The organism is Psychrobacter sp. Arc29, from assembly GCF_041431175.1.
Lineage (GTDB): Bacteria > Pseudomonadota > Gammaproteobacteria > Pseudomonadales > Moraxellaceae > Psychrobacter.
On record NZ_JASMRR010000001.1, the window covers coordinates 9,929 to 27,090 of the forward strand.

Sequence of the window (17,162 nt, forward strand, 5' to 3'; positions counted from 1 at the left end):
GTGGGCTGTCCGCGACTCGAACGCGGGACCAATTGATTAAAAGTCAACTGCTCTACCAACTGAGCTAACAGCCCTAAGCGAGGATTAAATGAATTATTACTTCATCTGAGTGCAAGAGAATTTACATTTTCGTAAATTCTAAAAACACTGTATCCAAACTAGGTTTGCATTTTACTGCAAGTAAAAATTCTCGTGAAAGAACTTTTTAAACTAACTTTATTAAATAACTACCGGATAGGGTAGAACGATTAATAAAGATCAAACTAAAATATGGTGGGCTGTCCGCGACTCGAACGCGGGACCAATTGATTAAAAGTCAACTGCTCTACCAACTGAGCTAACAGCCCTAACGTTTAAAGTGTTTGTATCCCTAAACGTGAGAGCACATTATATATATAATTCTGACAATTACAACCCCACATGATAAAAAAAGTGCAAATCTCTCGTAAAATCACATGTTTTTTTTAGTTTTTTATCATTAAACTATTATTTTGCCCTGAATATTTGCTCAAATAGTGATGATCATTGTTTGTTAGTCGCGAGAAAGTGCCTCGACGGGATCAAGTTTTGCTGCATTACGCGCAGGCAAGAAGCCGAAGATAACGCCAATCAGTGTCGAGCAAACAAACGCGGCAATAATAGATGTCGGTGAATAGATGACTTTGAAACTGTCGCCGCCCACACGATTGATCAATTCACCAATGGCGAAGGCCAGTCCAATCCCCAGTAAACCGCCCAAGATACAAACTAAGACTGCCTCAATCAAGAACTGCTGCATGATATCACTTTGGCGCGCACCAACGGCCATACGTACACCAATCTCATTGGTACGCTCAGTGACAGACACCAGCATGATATTCATTACGCCAATACCGCCAACGACTAAGGAGATGATGGCAATGGATGAGATCAGTAAAGTCATGGCAGTCGTCGTTGACTCAATCGTCTGGCGAATAGAGTCTGAATTGCGTATGCGAAAGTCATCAGTACCGTGACGGCTTATCATCAATTGTGAGATAGCAGATTCAGCAGCGGAAGAAGAGATATTGTCATCAATCAACGCCACAAAGCTTTCGATGTTCGAGCCGCCTTTGATGCGCGACATCATCGTGGTGTAGGGCATATAGAGCGTTGGGGTGTCGACACTGGGGCCAAAACCACCATCATTAGGTGCAAGAACACCGATCACACGTCCAGGTACGCTACCGATAAGCAGCACTTCGCCAATGGGGTTGGCATTGTCCGGAAAAAAGGTTCGCTTGGCACTGTCATCAATAATGATGTCCTGCATACGGCGGTCGATACTTTGCGCATCAAAGCCTTGACCTTGTGTTAGCGTCTCACCACTGACCGTCAGGTAGTCTTTACCAACGCCGCTGACACTAGCTGCCTCTTGTACATTGCGGTAGCGCACATTCATATTGCTATCGAGTTGGGGGCTGACACTGATCACATAAGGCTGGTTTTCGACGGCCTCAGCGTCTTGCGGAGTCAGATTATCATCATTGTATTGACGCCTTGGGTCGCCGTAAGGGTAGCCGTCACTGATGGTAATGGTATTGGTGCCAAGCGCACTGATATTCTCTAAAATTTGCGCCTGTGAGCCTTTACCAAGCCCAACCACTGACACGACTGAAGCGATACCGATAATAATACCGAGCATTGTCAGCAGAGTACGCATTTTATGAGCACGCATCGCCAGTAAGGACATTTTGAATGCTTCGAGCAGGCGATCAATAAAGCTACTGAATACACTTTTACGATTGTTGTCTAAAATAGGTTCTGGTTCATTATGGGTCTGCTGATAATGCTCAGTTTTATAATCAGCGATCACATAACCGTCTTTGAGCTCAATGACGCGCTCAGCTTGCGCCGCAAGTTTGGGGTCATGCGTGACCATGATGATGGTATGACCTTGATCATTGAGGTCATGTAGTATTTTCATCACATCTTCGCCAGATTTGCTGTCAAGCGCACCTGTTGGCTCATCTGCAAGGATAATATCGCCACCGTTCATCAGCGCTCGCGCGATGGAAACGCGCTGCTGCTGCCCGCCTGAGAGCTGGTTTGGACGGTTATTGACTTTTTCTGCCAATCCTAAGTCTGCTAGGAGTTTTTCGGCACGATCACTACGCGTTTGACCGTCCATTCCTGCATATACCGCAGGGACTGAGACGTTATCTCTGGCACTGATATCGCCGAGTAGATGATAGCGCTGAAAGATAAAACCAAAATGCTCACGGCGCAGTTTTGCCAGTTCATCAGCGTCTAAGCGACTGACCGATTGACCATAGATTTTATATTCACCAGCCGTTGCTTGATCCAAGCAGCCCAAGATGTTCATCAAGGTTGACTTACCAGAGCCTGACTGGCCGATGATAGCGACCATCTCGCCTTGATTGATGGTCAAGTCGATATCATGGAGCACGCGAATGTTTTGTTCACCAGCTTTAAACTCTCTGATCAGCCCTTTGACCTGCATCAATGGAGTGTCTGCTGCGGCATTAGGGTTGGGGCTTTTGGTGTTCATTTACGCTGCTGCCTATATCAGTACTGCTTGTATAATGACTTATATAAAATTATAAAACGCTTATCTATCATGATTGGACGCTGGTTTATCTACTTAGGTATTAAAACGGTCTTCCACCTTTACCGCCTTTTTCTGGGCCTTCTTCACTCAGTATCACCTCATCGCCTTTATTCAGGCCACTTAAAATCTGTACATCGACGCGGTTGTTGATACCTGTCTTGACAACTTGTTCAGCCACACTGCCATCCGCTTTCAAGACACGAACCTTGGCTGTTTTTGCATTTGGATCATCGTTAGTTGTGACTGCTTTTTCGGTTTTGCCGACAGGCTGTAGGGCAGCAGCAGGAATAAGTAAGACGTTTTTTGCTTGATTAATCACGACATAAACCTGTGCCGTCATGTCAATACGAAAGCGGCGATCGGTGTTGGGTACTTCGATATAGCCGACATAATAGATAGCAGAATCGGTGGAGCTGGTATCGCTGATTTGTTCAGGGGCAGGTTCAATGGCTTTGAGTACAGAGTCAAATTTTTGGTCAGGGTTACCAATGATGTTGAAATATACGGGCATACCTGCGTTGACGTTAATAACGTCTGCTTCGGAGATTTGCGCGTTGATACGCACGGTCGATAGATCTGCTAATGTGACAATGGTTGGTGCGGTCTGATTGGCATTGACAGTGGTGCCTTGCTCCGTTGTGATCGATACCACAGTACCTGATATTGGGGCACGAATAGTGGTATAGCTCAGATCTTCTTCAGCTGTGCTGACATTGGTTTGTGACTTACGTAGCGCCGCTTGTTGGCTATTGATATTGGCCTCTGTGGTCGCAATCGCGGCTTTGGCCGTGTCGATGGCAGCACGAGCATTGGCAACGGCTGCTTTTGCGGTCTCAACGCTAGTCGCTTGTGTGTCATATTCCTGCTGGGAGATGGCATCGATAGCGACTAAGTCTTGCAAACGCGCAAAATCAGATTGCGCTTGCTTGAGCTCAGATTGACGACTGGCAAGATCGGCATACGCACTTTTTAGGCTGGCTTGTTTGCTTAACGATTCTGCTTGTGCGCTTTGGATGGCAGCCACACTTTGCTCAAGGCTGGCTTGTTCGTTGCTCAGGTTGTTTTTTTGGGTCACTTGATCAATCTGTGCAATCAAATCGCCTTGTTTTACCTCATCACCAACTTCAACGTACAAGCGTTTTACTTCGCCAGATACCTGTGCGCCGACATCAACGGTATTTAAGGCTTTGACCTTACCAGACGCCATGACATTGTTTTCAATATCACCAATCTCAGCTGTCGCGGTCAAATAGTTGGGGGTGGTCTCTTTTGGTTTTAAGAAGGTATAGGCTAAAGCCCCTAGCGCTACGACGACTAAGGCGATAACGCCCCATTTGATAGCAGACTTTTTGCTCATTTTGCGCATGACAACAATCCAATCACAATTAAATCAAGTGTAGATATAGTAGAGACTTCATGTGCAAAAGGGAATGATAATTAGTTTACGAAAGGTTAAGGCTTGTTTAGAACAAATAACATGACAGAAAATAAGTGGCTGCTAATGGTTGAATATTAGAAAGAATATATTTAGCAATGGATAACAAAGAGGTGTGTTTTAGAAAGAGTTTTCAGTAGGATAAGTTTGACAAAGAAAGCAATAGGCAGGACAAAGACAGAAAGACGTGCCTAACTACTAGTATATAGTCTATCGCATCGCAAACAAGCGCTTACCTGCTAGCTCTAATGCTGCTTGCAATAACAGCTCCCATGCTGGCTGGCGAATAAGGCCTTTGATGGCTTGGTCACAGCGATAGAGCAGAGCAGGCCACTCGGTCGTTTGGGACTTTGACTGACGACGGCAGGCTTGTTGATAGAGACCCTGCTTGCTACGCCAAATGCCCAGTGCTTGTGGGTCTTGTCCATCCATCAGTTGTATAATTTGCCGCATGTCTTTACTGATTGCCCATAACACTAAAGTCGTTGGCTCATCGGTCGCCTTTAGCTGAAACATGATTTTTGCAACTTGCGTGCTATTACCCGCGAGCATCGCATCAGACAAATCAAACACACTAAATTGAGCGTCACTGACCAAAGCAACTTGCAAGTCTTTGATGTCCAACGCCACGTTATTTACCGGCTGCGTAAAGTTATTGGATTGGTCGTTATCTTCATTATTATCACTATTGCTAACAGCTAATTGTGGTGCAAACAGATAAGACAATCGCCATAACGTTTGGTAGGCACTGAGTAGATGATGCTCAGTGTGTGACATGAGGAGCTGCCACGCTTCTTGCGACAGTCGTAATCCAAACTTCTGCGCCTGTATCTGTAGTAACTGCTGGCGCTGCTGCTCATTGTATAAATTGCAATCAATAACAGTGCCGTATTGAGCAAAAGGGGCAAACCATTTGCTACTCTGACTGCGTTTGTCTTGCTTGGGTGTTAGCCATAATACGCTATGACTGTGCGTACCTGTTTGCGCCTCAACAGCAAAGCGCTCAAGCTCAGCAATAACCGCTTTGTCAGGCTTATGATTGCCAGTCACGATTACCGCACTGGCATCATCAAATAGAGACTGGCTGCCAAGCTCTGACAATACCTCTTGCCAACTCTTCACTGATATCAGCTCTATGCGCTTGATCGCATAGTTTTGCGCGCGCCAATGCGGACGCAGCGCATCAATCAGCCATTGACTGAGTAATGGCTCATCACCATGCGCCAGCCACAAGCCCGCTACCGAAACCGAAGGCTGCAGTAGTTTTGGATAAGCTTGTATAAAGGTATTTTGCATAGCATGGTAGGACACAGGTTGGTAAACAGATGATAGCATTTGCAAAAATATTACGAGCGCTGTCGAACTTGCTTAGCTGACTGACTAATGAATTAAGTACAGTACGCCCGCTCGTTATTTTTTTGTTCAAATGGCTGCAAATGGTAGAGCTTCATAACAGTATTTGTTAAAAGTTACTTCTCAGGTACGACAACAACGGTTGGCGTTGCGCCTTTATTTAGCAGTACAGACTGTTTGGCAGCAGGTGCGACTTTCGGTAGAGAAATCGCCACATATTGATCCGTGATACGGCGTGCTAAGCTGTCATAGAGCCAATCACGAATCTGGTCGCCTTGCTGATCGTCAGTACTGACGGAGGCTTCATTGTACTGATAGCTACGCTCGACTTGAATGGGATTGGTAAGTGTGACTGGCTTGCCATTCTCGATCGTTTGGTAGCTGACATCGGCGGAGAGTACCAAGCGAATCTCTGTTAATACACCCACCAACTCGTAACGTTTAAAACGCACGTTACTGATATCGATCGCTGCAATCGGTTTAGCATCAGCTTGTTGATTGCTGCGAATCACATCATCAACTGTCATATTGTCAATGACATCGACACCTAACGTGATTAGGCGGCGTGTCAATGGTAATTTTAGAGGAAATGAGGTGCGATTATCTTCGATAATGACGGCTGTCTTGCTATCATTGAGTAGCATAGGGGTATCATAACCGCGTAGTTGAAAACCGCAACCACTTAGACCCGCCGTTGCACCCAATATCGCAAACATGGGTAATGCTGCGAGCAATGCCGCCGCAATCTTCTTTCCACCAGATTGTTTTGTACCAAAGTGCAGTGCGCTTGGCGTTGGTTGTGATTGTCCAGCTCGATGCTTATACGACATAAACGCTATCCTCATATGATAAAAAGGCTTAGAGCACTAAGCCTAGGCGACTAGCCTGCAACCACGATATTAACCAGCTTGTTGGGTACGACGATTTCTTTTTTAATCTCGCCTGTGATGAATTTTGCCACACTTTCCATCGTCCGAGCCTGTGCTTTTAGTTGCTCAGGATCGCTGTTCGGTGCGACATCCATCTTACCGCGCATTTTACCATTGACCTGAACGACCATTGTGATCATGTCCTGTACCAGCGCACTTTCATCAACGGCTGGGTAGTCTAGGGTCAAGGTATCAAGGCCTAGCTGCTCAAGCAAATGCTCACCAACGTGCGGCGCATAGACTGATAGCATAATCAGCAGATTGGTCAACGCTTCGTGTTTAACGTGTAGCTCTTGCTCGCTACTGGCGTTAAAGGCAGATAACTCATTGGCAAGTTCCATCAGGCTTGATACAGGCGTATTCAATGCTAAACGATCACCCAAATCACTATCAATTTTTGCGATGGTTTCGTGCGTTTTACGGCGTAAGTTTTTGGCTTCTTTGCTCAGACCCTCTGTGTTCAAGATAGCACCGTTCAGCATATCAATGCTGATATTGGCTGCTATTAGCGCTTGCATATGGTCGTTAGCAATGCGCCATACTTTTTTCACAAAGTTATAAGGACCTTTCAGCGCATCATCTGACCATTCAAGCGTTTGATCAGCAGGTGCGGTAAATAGCGTATATAGACGAACCGTATCAGCACCGTATTTATCAATGGTTAGCTGTGGATCTACGCCGTTATTTTTTGATTTAGACATTTTTTCGATTTTGCCGATCGTGACTGGCTGGCCGTCTGACTTTAGGATGGCCTTGATTGGTTGACCGCGTTCGTTAAAGTCGATATCGATGTCTTCTGCAAAGTAGTAGGTCGTACTGCCATCAGCATTGACGCGGTAGAACGTACCAGCGAGCACCATGCCTTGCGTCATTAGATTGGCAAATGGTTCGTCACCAGTAACCAGGTTTTCATCACGCATGAGCTTGTGGAAGAAGCGCGCATACAACAGATGCATCACTGCATGCTCGACACCACCAACGTATTGATCGACAGGCAGCCATTTATTGGCAGCAGACTTGTTGACCATGTTTTGTGCATCATTTGGGCTAGCAAAGCGCGCGTAATACCAGCTTGACTCTACGAATGTGTCAAAGGTATCGGTCTCACGCTCGGCAGGGTTGCCACATTTAGGACAAGTGGTATTGACAAACTCTGGGATGTTTTTAAGCGGATTACCACGACCATCAGGCACAACATCAGTCGGCAACACAACTGGCAAATCTTGCTCTTCAACAGGCACCGTACCACAATGCTCACAGTTGATCATTGGGATAGGGCAACCCCAATAGCGCTGGCGCGACACACCCCAATCCCGCAAGCGATATTGGATTTTTTTCTTAGCAAGTTCTTTTGGCTCAAGCTTGGCAAGCATTGCTTCAAACGCTTGCTCAAAGTCTAGACCGTCAAACTCACCTGAGTTGACCAAAGTGTTGCGCTCAGTATAAGCAAGATTGACCTCAGTCTCGTTTGCTTTCGCATCTGCTTTTAGCTCGTCAAAGTAGCCATCAGGCGTATTAATGACTTGCTTGATCGGTAGGTTGTACTTCACCGCAAATTCGTAATCGCGCTCATCGTGAGCAGGTACCGCCATCACTGCGCCTGAGCCATAGCTCATCAATACGTAATTGGCGACCCAAACTGGCACTTCTTCACCAGTCAGTGGATGAGTGACGGTCAGACCCGTATCCATACCGATTTTTTCAGCTTTGGCCAAATCAGCCTCAGCCACTGAGCCTTTTTTGCACAATGCACAGAATTGAGCGATCATGTCATCATTTTCAGCAGCGTATTGGGCAAGTGGATGCTCTGCGGCAACAGCAACATAAGTCACACCCATCAACGTATCAGGACGAGTGGTGAATACATCTAGCGTGTTTTCTTCACCAGCCAGCTCATAAGGAAAATGTACTTCCATACCGGCACTACGACCAATCCAGTTGCGCTGCATGGTCAATACTTCAGATGGCCAGTGACCTTCTAGCTGATCCAAATCATCCAATAGCTCATCAGCATAGTCGGTAATGTTGAAGTAATACATGGGGATGTCGCGTTTTTCGACGGCCGCGCCACTACGCCAGCCTTTACCATCGATGACTTGCTCGTTTGCCAAGACAGTATTATCCACTGGATCCCAGTTAACCGTCGATAGCTTTTTATAAACCAAGCCTTTTTTGTACAACTGCAAGAACAGCCATTGTTCCCACTGATAATACTCAGGGCTACAAGTGGCAAACTCGCGTGACCAGTCAATAGATAGGCCAAGTAATTTAAGCTGTGCGCGCATGTTGTCGATGTTGGCAAACGTCCACGCAGCAGGCGGGGTTTGATTGGCAATCGCGGCGTTTTCAGCTGGCAAGCCAAAACCATCCCAGCCCATTGGCTGCATGACTTCATACCCTTTGAGGCGATAATAACGGCTTAATACGTCAGAAATCGTATAGTTACGTACGTGGCCCATGTGCAGCTTGCCGCTTGGGTAAGGGAACATCGATAGCATATAACGACTTGGTTTATCGCTTGGCTCATTGCTGACTTCAAAGCGCTTGTCAGTGGCCCATTTGGTCTGCTGCGCGGCTTCTATCGCTTGCGGGTTATAATAGTTGTTTTCTGATTGGTCTGCTGTCACGGCGTTGCTCATAGTCGGCTCGAAATTGGTTGATACTGATTTATTTAATACGGATTTGTTTAATACTGTTCAAAATAGGTGGAATTTGACAATGCCATAGCATAGCGTAATTTGGCAAAAATTGCGACGATATGATGTAGTTGCTTATTAGGTTTGACGATTAAAAGTAAAGCATTCTCTATATCCCGTCAGCCTTAGGTATAATAGAAACATCCGCAAGTATTTATGAGTAACTATAAGGAGTCGCAATGACCATCAGTATTTACGGTATCAAGTCGTGCAGCACGATGAAAAAAGCCTTTACCAAGCTAGACGAGCTAGGCGTTAGCTATGAGTTTCATGATTATAAAAAACAAGGTGTCGACAAAGAAATGGTACAGCGCTGGGTAAATGCGTTAGGGATTGATAAAGTGCTTAATAAGCGTGGAACGACATGGCGCAAGCTAGACGACAGTCAAAAGCAAGCGGCTGATGCTAGTGTAGACACCGCGATAGATTTACTCGTAGAAAATACCAGCATGATCAAACGTCCGATTGTAGAAGGTCAGTTGGCAGATAAAGATCAAGCAATATTGCTGTGCGGTTTTGATGAAGCAGAGTTTGATAAAGTTTTTTCGTGAATTTAATTCATAAAAATTAAGCCAGTCTCATCATTAAAGATAAAACTGCACAAAAAAGCCCGAGCGTTCATATTAACTCGGGCTTTTCTACATTTAGCATTGCTATATTTTGCTAGCTCAATGATGAGTCTATCTCACGGCTGATAAGTGTACCGACCCCTTCGTTGGTGAAAATCTCCAGTAACGTGGCATGAGGAACGCGTCCATCGACGATAACGGCACTTTTAACACCGCTACGTACCGCATCAAGCGCACACTGTATTTTGGGAATCATACCGCCTGAGATCGTGCCATCTTCGATTAAGGCATCGACTTTCTTGGGTGTTAGCCCAGTCACTACCTCGCCGTCACGGCCCAATACACCTTTGATATTGGTCAATAACATCAGCTTTTCAGCTTGCAAAAACTCAGCCACTTTACCAGCGACTAGATCTGCATTGATATTGTAAGTATTGCCTTCTTTATCAACACCAAGCGGTGCGATAACGGGAATGAAATCAGAGGCAATGAGCATATTGATGACGTCTTTATTAACACTCACTACGTCGCCCACAAACCCTAAATCTACAGGGACAGCGACACCGTCGTTACCGATTTTTTCCATCATCAGTTTTTTGGCTTGAATCAAGTTGGCATCTTTACCCGTGAGGCCAATCGCGCGCCCGCCGTGCTTGTTAATTAAGCTAACAATCGATTTGTTGACACTACCGCCAAGCACCATCTCTACGATATCCATCGTGCTTTTGTCAGTCACACGCATCCCGTCAATACGATCAGACTGACGACCCAACTCTTTTAGTAAGTTATCAACTTGTGGACCACCACCATGTACAACGACTGGATGCATACCGACCGTTTTTAGCAAGACAATATCGCGTGCAAATGAGCTTTCAAGCTCAGGATCGGTCATGGCATTGCCGCCGTATTTCACTACGATGAGTTTATCAACAAAGCGCTGAATATAGGGCAGTGCGGTGGTTAATACCTCGGCGGTGTTTTTGGCGTCATCTAAATTAAGTGTCATTCCTAACTCCTAAAGGGCGGGTTTTAAATGGGTTGTTCTTTTTAGCATATTTAATTTATACAGGTTCAATGCAGTTATTCAGCAGGCATGGCGACAATCTGTGTTGCCAGCTCTGCATTAAATGGGCGACACAACGCGGCAAAGGTCGCTTGAATATCTTTTAGGTCATCCATGCTGTCACCAGCAAAGCGTGCTGTCAGGCTATTACTGGTATTTGATTGACGCAATACCCCAAATCCGTGCGCAAAATCCAAGCGGACGCCATCAATGCAGCTAAGCCTAGTACCAGCTGGTAATAAAGACTTGGCTTGTTCGACGGCTATATGTGATCTGACGGTGGAGCAAGTACAGACTGGTGACGCACATAAAGCAGTTGGTAGATTAGCGGCGTCTAGTCGGTAATCAGAAATATCAAACAAATCAGCATGAGTAGTCACGCTCGCTAAATCTTGCAAATAGGTACAAACCCTCGTTAATTGCTCCATGATTGAGCAATCTGTCCTAGCAGTCTGCGGCATCGGCAAATAATGATCAGCCGTACTGACCATGGCGGGCAAGCGTTGAAGAATATCTGATAGCGCATTTTTATCATCTGAGATATTACGAGACTTGGCAAACCAATGCAGTAAGCGTAATGCAGCATATATGGCATCATCATAAGGGATAAAGCGGCCATCATTAAAGATAAAATGTCCTGATAGCTCACCTGCAAAGACAATTTGACTATTAGGATGCTGTACCTGTTGGCGCATAAAGCTGCTACCGGTTTTGCTAATCACTGGCATCGCGCCAAGATCCGCCAGTAGCTTTGGCAGATGATGTGCGCATTTAATATCAAATAGCACCTCAGACGCTAAAGAGCTGGTCAAAGAATCAGGACGTTCTGTAATGGCAATACGTGCTAATAAGTAGAGTAGGTGATCAGGCATGACCACTTTGCCATCATTATCAACGATCATCAAACGATCACCATCACCATCAAATGCCAGACCAATATCGGCATGATGAGAAGCAACAGCTTGCTGCAGCGCTGTCAGACGGTTGGGCTCGGCTGGATCGGGATTACCAAGAGGAAAGCTGCCATCTGGCGTGTCATTGAGCACAATGACATGCTGGCAAAAACGGTCAAATAAGCGCTGTGTAATATTGCCAGTGGCACCGTGCATACAATCAATAACCACAACCAGATCAAGCTTAGCTGCTGTTTTTTGAGTTTTTGTAGGTGCTGTCTGATTATCCTGAGGCAACTGACAAAAGACTTGCTCGATAGCCGCGATATAGACGTCTGCCACTTGTTTGGCAGGTAGCTCTTTAAGCAACGTTCTAGATAGTTCAGTATTGTTACTAATATTTGTATAGTGTAAGTCTGATTTTGAGAAGGTTGCTTGCTCGACCTGATTTTTAGATGAGTAATGAGTATGAGAGATTATTTGTTGATACAGAGTTTGTATCTCTACATTACTGGGAGATTTATGATTGACCAACCACTTGATACCCAATATGTCTTTGGCAGAGTGGCTGGCGGTTACAATAATGCCATGGCCTTGATACTGCTTTGCCCAAAATGCCATCATGGGTGTGGTAACAAGACCAAGCTGGATAACGCATAAACCCCGTTGGGTTAATATAGTAGAGAGTGTACGTGCAATCGATTCGCTGCCATGACGCATGTCATAGCCAATAACGACGATATTTTTCATACTAATATTATCAACGCCATTATTATTTTGCGTAGTGTCTATGGGCGTATCGGCATTGCTATCGCTAGCGGTAATAACATTGGTATCAATACTGGTATCGCTATTTTTTGTGAATTGGCTGCGTTGAGAGCCATAGAGCTGAGCAAAACGATGGCCCAGCGCTTGTACAAACTCATCGGTGAAATGCGTGTTTGTACCACGGATGTCATAAGCACGAAATAAGGATTGCTGCGCCGCAAAAGATGGCATGGCTTATTCTCCTTATTGACGTGGTAAATAGGTGATTATGAATAGAAAATGGACAGCGCAATATTCTATTAATGTAAAAAAATAAATTCTAGTCGCTATCTTGGTTACGATTTAGCTTAGTGACGATTTAAGTCGCTGTCCAAAACTTACTTGCTAAGGAATGGTTACTGACGACCCGAATGTCCGAATCCGCCAGCACCGCGTACGCTTTCATCACTGAATTCTGCAACCACTTCAAACTCAGGACGGGCAACAGGCACCACGATATACTGTGCCATGCGATCGCTTGGATTGAGAACAAAGTCATTCTCACTACGGTTCCAGATGCTAACCATCAGCTCACCCTGATAATCGGCATCAATCAGCCCAACCAAGTTACCCAAGACGATACCATGCTTATGGCCAAGTCCCGAGCGCGGCAGAATCATACCGGCATAATTAGGGTCTTGAATATAAACGGCAAGGCCTGTACCTATCAAGTGAGTTTCGCCTGCTTTGATCGTTAAAGGCTCATCAATACAAGCACGTAAGTCGATACCAGCACTGCCATCGGTGGCACGAGTCGGTAGAGAAAATGCTTCATTTTCTGTAATTTTAGGGTTGACTACTTTCACTTGCACAGCTTGCATAACACACTCACTTAACGATTTAGAAGTTTTATAAATTAAGACTATCCAACAATATTGTATAAACAACAACGATATATAAATAGCAATGCTATATTTTTATTGGATACTTTATTATCCAGCAATTCACTAGAGTATTAACACACTCGCCAAGCCTAAAAATGACATAAAACCGACAATATCTGTGACAGTGGTTAGAATCACTGAGGCGGATAGTGCAGGATCGATATTCATACGTTTTAGCATCAGCGGTATACTAATTCCTGAGACATTAGCCGCCGTCATATTAATCGCGATGGCAAAGCCAATGACAGCACTAATTTTGATGTCATGAAACCATAATTGGGCAATAAATGCCATGATTATCGCCCAAATGATACCGTTTATCGCGCCAACCCACAGCTCTTTGTTCAGGAGCCAGACTCGGTTAGAACCACCGATTTGACCCATTGCCATACCGCGGATAACGACTGTCAAGGTTTGCGAGCCTGCAATACCGCCCATACTGGCGACAACTGGCATCAATATCGCCAGCGCCACCACTTCTGCCAACACTTCCTCGAACTGTCCAATCACTGCTGCCGCTAAAAGCGCGGTACAGAGGTTAATGCCCAACCAGACACTACGGCTTTTAGCACTGGTTAGAATAGGCGCGAATAGCTCTTCATCTTGGCTAACACCAGCGAGGTTTTTCATGGTGCTGTCGACATCATCTTGGATAATCTCCATGATATCTTCACCGTTTAGTTGACCAACCAGCTCGCCATGGCTATTGATGACAGGCGCAAAACGAATATCCTCTGAACGAAAAATCGCCGCAGCATCTTGGATATCCAAGCGATCATTAATCGTAATGGCAGTGTCAATCAGCTCCGAGACCAAGGTGTTTTGTTTATGCTTAATTAAATCTACTAGACTCAGTAGCCCTAGCAATTGCTGGCTTTGATCAACAACTAGCAGCTCTTGGCTCTCGTCATCGAGCAGGTCGTCGTTTTCACGCAGCCATTTTTGCACATCTGCCAAATAGATATCATCCCTTATCTGGATAATATCGGGATCCATATAGCTACCCACTTCCCAGTCGGCATAAGTATCAAGCTTATTGACTTGGACCCGAGTCTCTTCGTCGAGCGTTGCCATAACTGAGGTACGTACGCTCTCAGTGACAGTGTCCAAAATCTCAGAGATGTCTTGAGCATCAAGATCTTGGGTAAATAAGGAGATTTCTTGAGAAGAAATATTCTCCATCAATGGCTGGCGCGTATCGACATCTAGCTCGGCAAGTACCTCACCCTTGATGTGCTCTGGCACCTGCGCCCAAATCAACAGACGGTTTTGAGTTGGGAAGGACTCTAGCAGGTTGGCAATCTCATATTCGGACTGCTTTTCCAAAAACTCTGTAATGGCCTCGTATGCTTTATCAGCAACCAACCCTTGCAGATACAGAAGCTTATATTCGGCACTATATTCAGCCGAATTATAGTCTCCTGATAGCATGGCTGTTCGTTCCTGATTGGGCGTCGGGGTAGGCATAAGTGTTCCAAGTTTTTACAGTCAAGTGTTTACAGTATATAAAGAACAATAACAATAACGATTATAACAATCGCTTTTTGCACAGTGTCTAAAGCGTGTTTTCGCAAGCATTTTACTTAGGTACTTATTACTTAGGTGTTTAAGTGTTTTGATTAAGATTAACGCTTACCCAATAACGCTCGAATATTGGCCAGATATTCGTCAGCAACGGCTTCTGGGTCTTTGGTCGCTTTTTTCTTTTTGGCCTTGGCGGGCCAATCAATATGATCCTCAGGCAGCTCGTCCAAAAATCTTGATTCTGAGGTAACGCGCATCTGACCACCGGCACGGCGCTGAGTCGCGAGCGTCAATGTCAGCTCACGACGCGCACGGGTAATGCCCACGTACATCAGACGGCGCTCTTCTTCGACCGTTTCACTCATGATAGAGTTGCGATGCGGCAGCATCTCTTCCTCAAGCCCCATGATATAAACAAAATCAAACTCCAAGCCCTTTGCCGCATGCAAGGTCATCAAGTTGACTTTGTTAGTGTTCTCTTCTTCTTGCTGTTGCTCAAGCATATCAAGCAGAACCAGCTTACGAATGATGGTATCAATCGTTCGGTCTTCATCTTCTTCAGCGCGATTAATCAAGGACTGAATACTGGTGTACAGCATATCGATATTATCAATACGGTTTTTTTCTTGTTGCGGCGTTTTGGCATCGCTACGGACAAAGTCAATATAACCTGTCTCATCAATCATCTGGCGTACGATCGGCACAGGGTCTGGGTGTTGATCCAGCTCACGCGTATAGTGCTCGATGAATTCACCAAACTCTTTTATCGTACCATAAGCCTTTGACGGCAATACATGAGTCAGACCAGCGTGGGTACAAGAGGCCAATAGCGATATGCTGTGCTCTTGCGCAAACAAACCGAGTTTTTCTAGCGTGGCGGGTCCCATACCGCGCTTAGGTGTATTGATAATACGCAAAAACGCACTGTCATCCTCAGGGTTCAAAATCAGACGCAAATACCCCATGATGTCTTTGATTTCACTACGCGCAAAGAATGACTGACCGCCTGATAATTTATAAGGCACTTGCAGTTGACGTAATTGTGCCTCTAGCATACGTGCCTGAAAGTTACTGCGGTACAGTACGGCATACTGTTCCCACTCATTGCCAAAGCGCAATTTGTGCGTGACGATTTCCTTGGCGACGCGCTCAGACTCATCATCGTCATTACGGCAGTTGATGATTCGAATCTTTTCGCCTTGGCCTTTATCTGACCACAGTTTCTTTTCAAATAAATGCTCGTTGTTGGTAATAACCGCGTTAGCAGAAGTCAAAATACGCGTAGTCGAGCGGTAGTTTTGTTCCAGCATGACGATTTTCAGTTTTGGAAAGTCTTCTTTTAGCAATGCCATGTTTTCAGGCTTTGCGCCGCGCCACGCATAGATAGACTGATCGTCATCACCCACTACGGTAAACCGTCCTTGTGGCCCAACCAGATTTTTAATCATTTCGTACTGAGCGGTATTGGTATCTTGATACTCATCGACCAATAGATAACGAATACGGTTTTGCCACTTGTCACGCAGCTCTCTGTTTTCGCGTAATATCTTAGTTGGCAATACAATCAAATCATCAAAATCGACAGCATTATACGCACGTAAGTTACGCTCATAAAGCGCATAAAGCGTGGCAAAAATCATCTCTTCTGGATCGTCTAGCGTTTCCATCGCCTGATCGGGCTCGACCAAATCGTTTTTCCAATCAGAGATCATCTTGACAGCCTTGCCAACGAGCTCGCGACTCTCAGCGCCACTCAAGTTATCGCGCATCATAAGCTCCATGAGCAAACGCTTACTGTCGTCACTGTCCATGATAGAAAAATTGCCCTTTAGCGGGGTATGAATCAACTCATAGCGCAAAAACTGTAGACCAAATTGGTGAAAGGTCGATACCGTCAGCCCGCGCATTTTCTCACTTGGTAGTAGTTTGCTGACACGGGCTTTCATTTCACGTGCCGCTTTATTAGTAAAGGTCACAGCAGTAATACGCTCAGCTGGCATATCACATTCTTGGATCAGGTAAGCGATCTTACGTGTGATCACCGAGGTCTTACCGGAGCCTGCACCTGCAAGGACGAGTAAGGGACCAGATACGTAGAGCATGGCTTCTTGTTGTTTGGGATTGAGTTGACTCATAACGTGACCTGTAAGACAAAAGCAAAAAAGAGGGTAGCGCTGATATGACAAATATAGATAAACGCAGCGCGCATCATCAAAACTCGTATCGTTGCGATATTTTAATAATCTTTATTATAAGAATAATAGAGTTTAAGGTTTGATGATGGCATATCGTAAAAATCTGGTGGGTCATTATAAAGCAAAAATGCTCACTTTGGGGGAGGACTTGGGTGATGAAAGTGGGGTATTCGGACACTTGATTTTTGACAAATAGCGTGACAGTGTTTGCTCATAGCCAAAAG

General features: G+C 45.2%; 11 protein-coding genes and 2 tRNA genes. 1 reads left to right on the plus strand and 12 read right to left on the minus strand.

Going from position 1 to position 17,162, the window contains the following annotated elements:
- Position 1: 1 nt before the first annotated feature.
- The 7 genes from QO189_RS00075 to leuS all read right to left on the minus strand — a co-directional run bounded on the left by QO189_RS00075 (position 2) and on the right by leuS (position 8,946).
- Positions 2 to 74 (minus strand) — tRNA-Lys (locus QO189_RS00075).
- A 197-nt stretch (positions 75 to 271) separates the two neighbouring features.
- A tRNA-Lys gene (locus QO189_RS00080) sits at positions 272 to 347 on the minus strand.
- A 185-nt stretch (positions 348 to 532) separates the two neighbouring features.
- Entirely contained in the window at positions 533 to 2,530 is a 1,998-nt protein-coding gene (locus QO189_RS00085) for a MacB family efflux pump subunit (protein WP_371530906.1), read from the minus strand.
- Positions 2,531 to 2,630: 100 nt separating this feature from the next.
- Entirely contained in the window at positions 2,631 to 3,956 is a 1,326-nt protein-coding gene (locus tag QO189_RS00090; RefSeq protein ID WP_371530908.1) for an efflux RND transporter periplasmic adaptor subunit, read from the minus strand.
- Between the two features lie 279 nt (positions 3,957 to 4,235).
- Complete coding sequence (locus tag QO189_RS00095; protein ID WP_371530910.1) at positions 4,236 to 5,321, minus strand: DNA polymerase III subunit delta; 1,086 nt, start codon at positions 5,319 to 5,321, stop codon at positions 4,236 to 4,238.
- A 173-nt stretch (positions 5,322 to 5,494) separates the two neighbouring features.
- Complete coding sequence (locus QO189_RS00100) at positions 5,495 to 6,208, minus strand: hypothetical protein (RefSeq protein ID WP_371530912.1); 714 nt, start codon at positions 6,206 to 6,208, stop codon at positions 5,495 to 5,497.
- 50 nt (positions 6,209 to 6,258) lie between these two features.
- Positions 6,259 to 8,946 carry a leucine--tRNA ligase gene (gene leuS / locus QO189_RS00105; RefSeq protein ID WP_371530914.1) on the minus strand — a complete coding sequence of 896 codons (2,688 nt, stop codon included), beginning with the start codon at positions 8,944 to 8,946 and terminating at the stop codon, positions 6,259 to 6,261.
- Between the two features lie 236 nt (positions 8,947 to 9,182).
- Here leuS and QO189_RS00110 point away from each other — a divergent pair, with 236 nt between their 5' ends.
- Positions 9,183 to 9,554, plus strand: coding sequence for an arsenate reductase (locus QO189_RS00110; RefSeq protein ID WP_371530916.1), 372 nt, complete (start codon positions 9,183 to 9,185; stop codon positions 9,552 to 9,554).
- 112 nt (positions 9,555 to 9,666) lie between these two features.
- Here the strand turns inward: QO189_RS00110 and argB are convergent, their stop codons facing one another.
- The 5 genes from argB to QO189_RS00135 all read right to left on the minus strand — a co-directional run bounded on the left by argB (position 9,667) and on the right by QO189_RS00135 (position 16,878).
- Positions 9,667 to 10,578 carry an acetylglutamate kinase gene (gene argB / locus QO189_RS00115; RefSeq protein ID WP_371530918.1) on the minus strand — a complete coding sequence of 304 codons (912 nt, stop codon included), beginning with the start codon at positions 10,576 to 10,578 and terminating at the stop codon, positions 9,667 to 9,669.
- Positions 10,579 to 10,652: 74 nt separating this feature from the next.
- A complete protein-coding gene (locus tag QO189_RS00120) occupies positions 10,653 to 12,527 on the minus strand; it encodes a phosphomannomutase (protein ID WP_371530920.1) in 1,875 nt (624 codons plus the stop codon).
- A 164-nt stretch (positions 12,528 to 12,691) separates the two neighbouring features.
- Positions 12,692 to 13,156: a dUTP diphosphatase gene (gene dut, locus QO189_RS00125; RefSeq protein ID WP_371530922.1), complete on the minus strand. Its 465-nt coding sequence runs from the start codon at positions 13,154 to 13,156 to the stop codon at positions 12,692 to 12,694.
- 126 nt (positions 13,157 to 13,282) lie between these two features.
- Positions 13,283 to 14,686 carry a magnesium transporter gene (mgtE, locus tag QO189_RS00130; protein ID WP_371530924.1) on the minus strand — a complete coding sequence of 468 codons (1,404 nt, stop codon included), beginning with the start codon at positions 14,684 to 14,686 and terminating at the stop codon, positions 13,283 to 13,285.
- A 158-nt stretch (positions 14,687 to 14,844) separates the two neighbouring features.
- Complete coding sequence (locus tag QO189_RS00135; protein ID WP_371530926.1) at positions 14,845 to 16,878, minus strand: UvrD-helicase domain-containing protein; 2,034 nt, start codon at positions 16,876 to 16,878, stop codon at positions 14,845 to 14,847.
- Between the last annotated feature and the right edge of the window lie 284 nt (positions 16,879 to 17,162).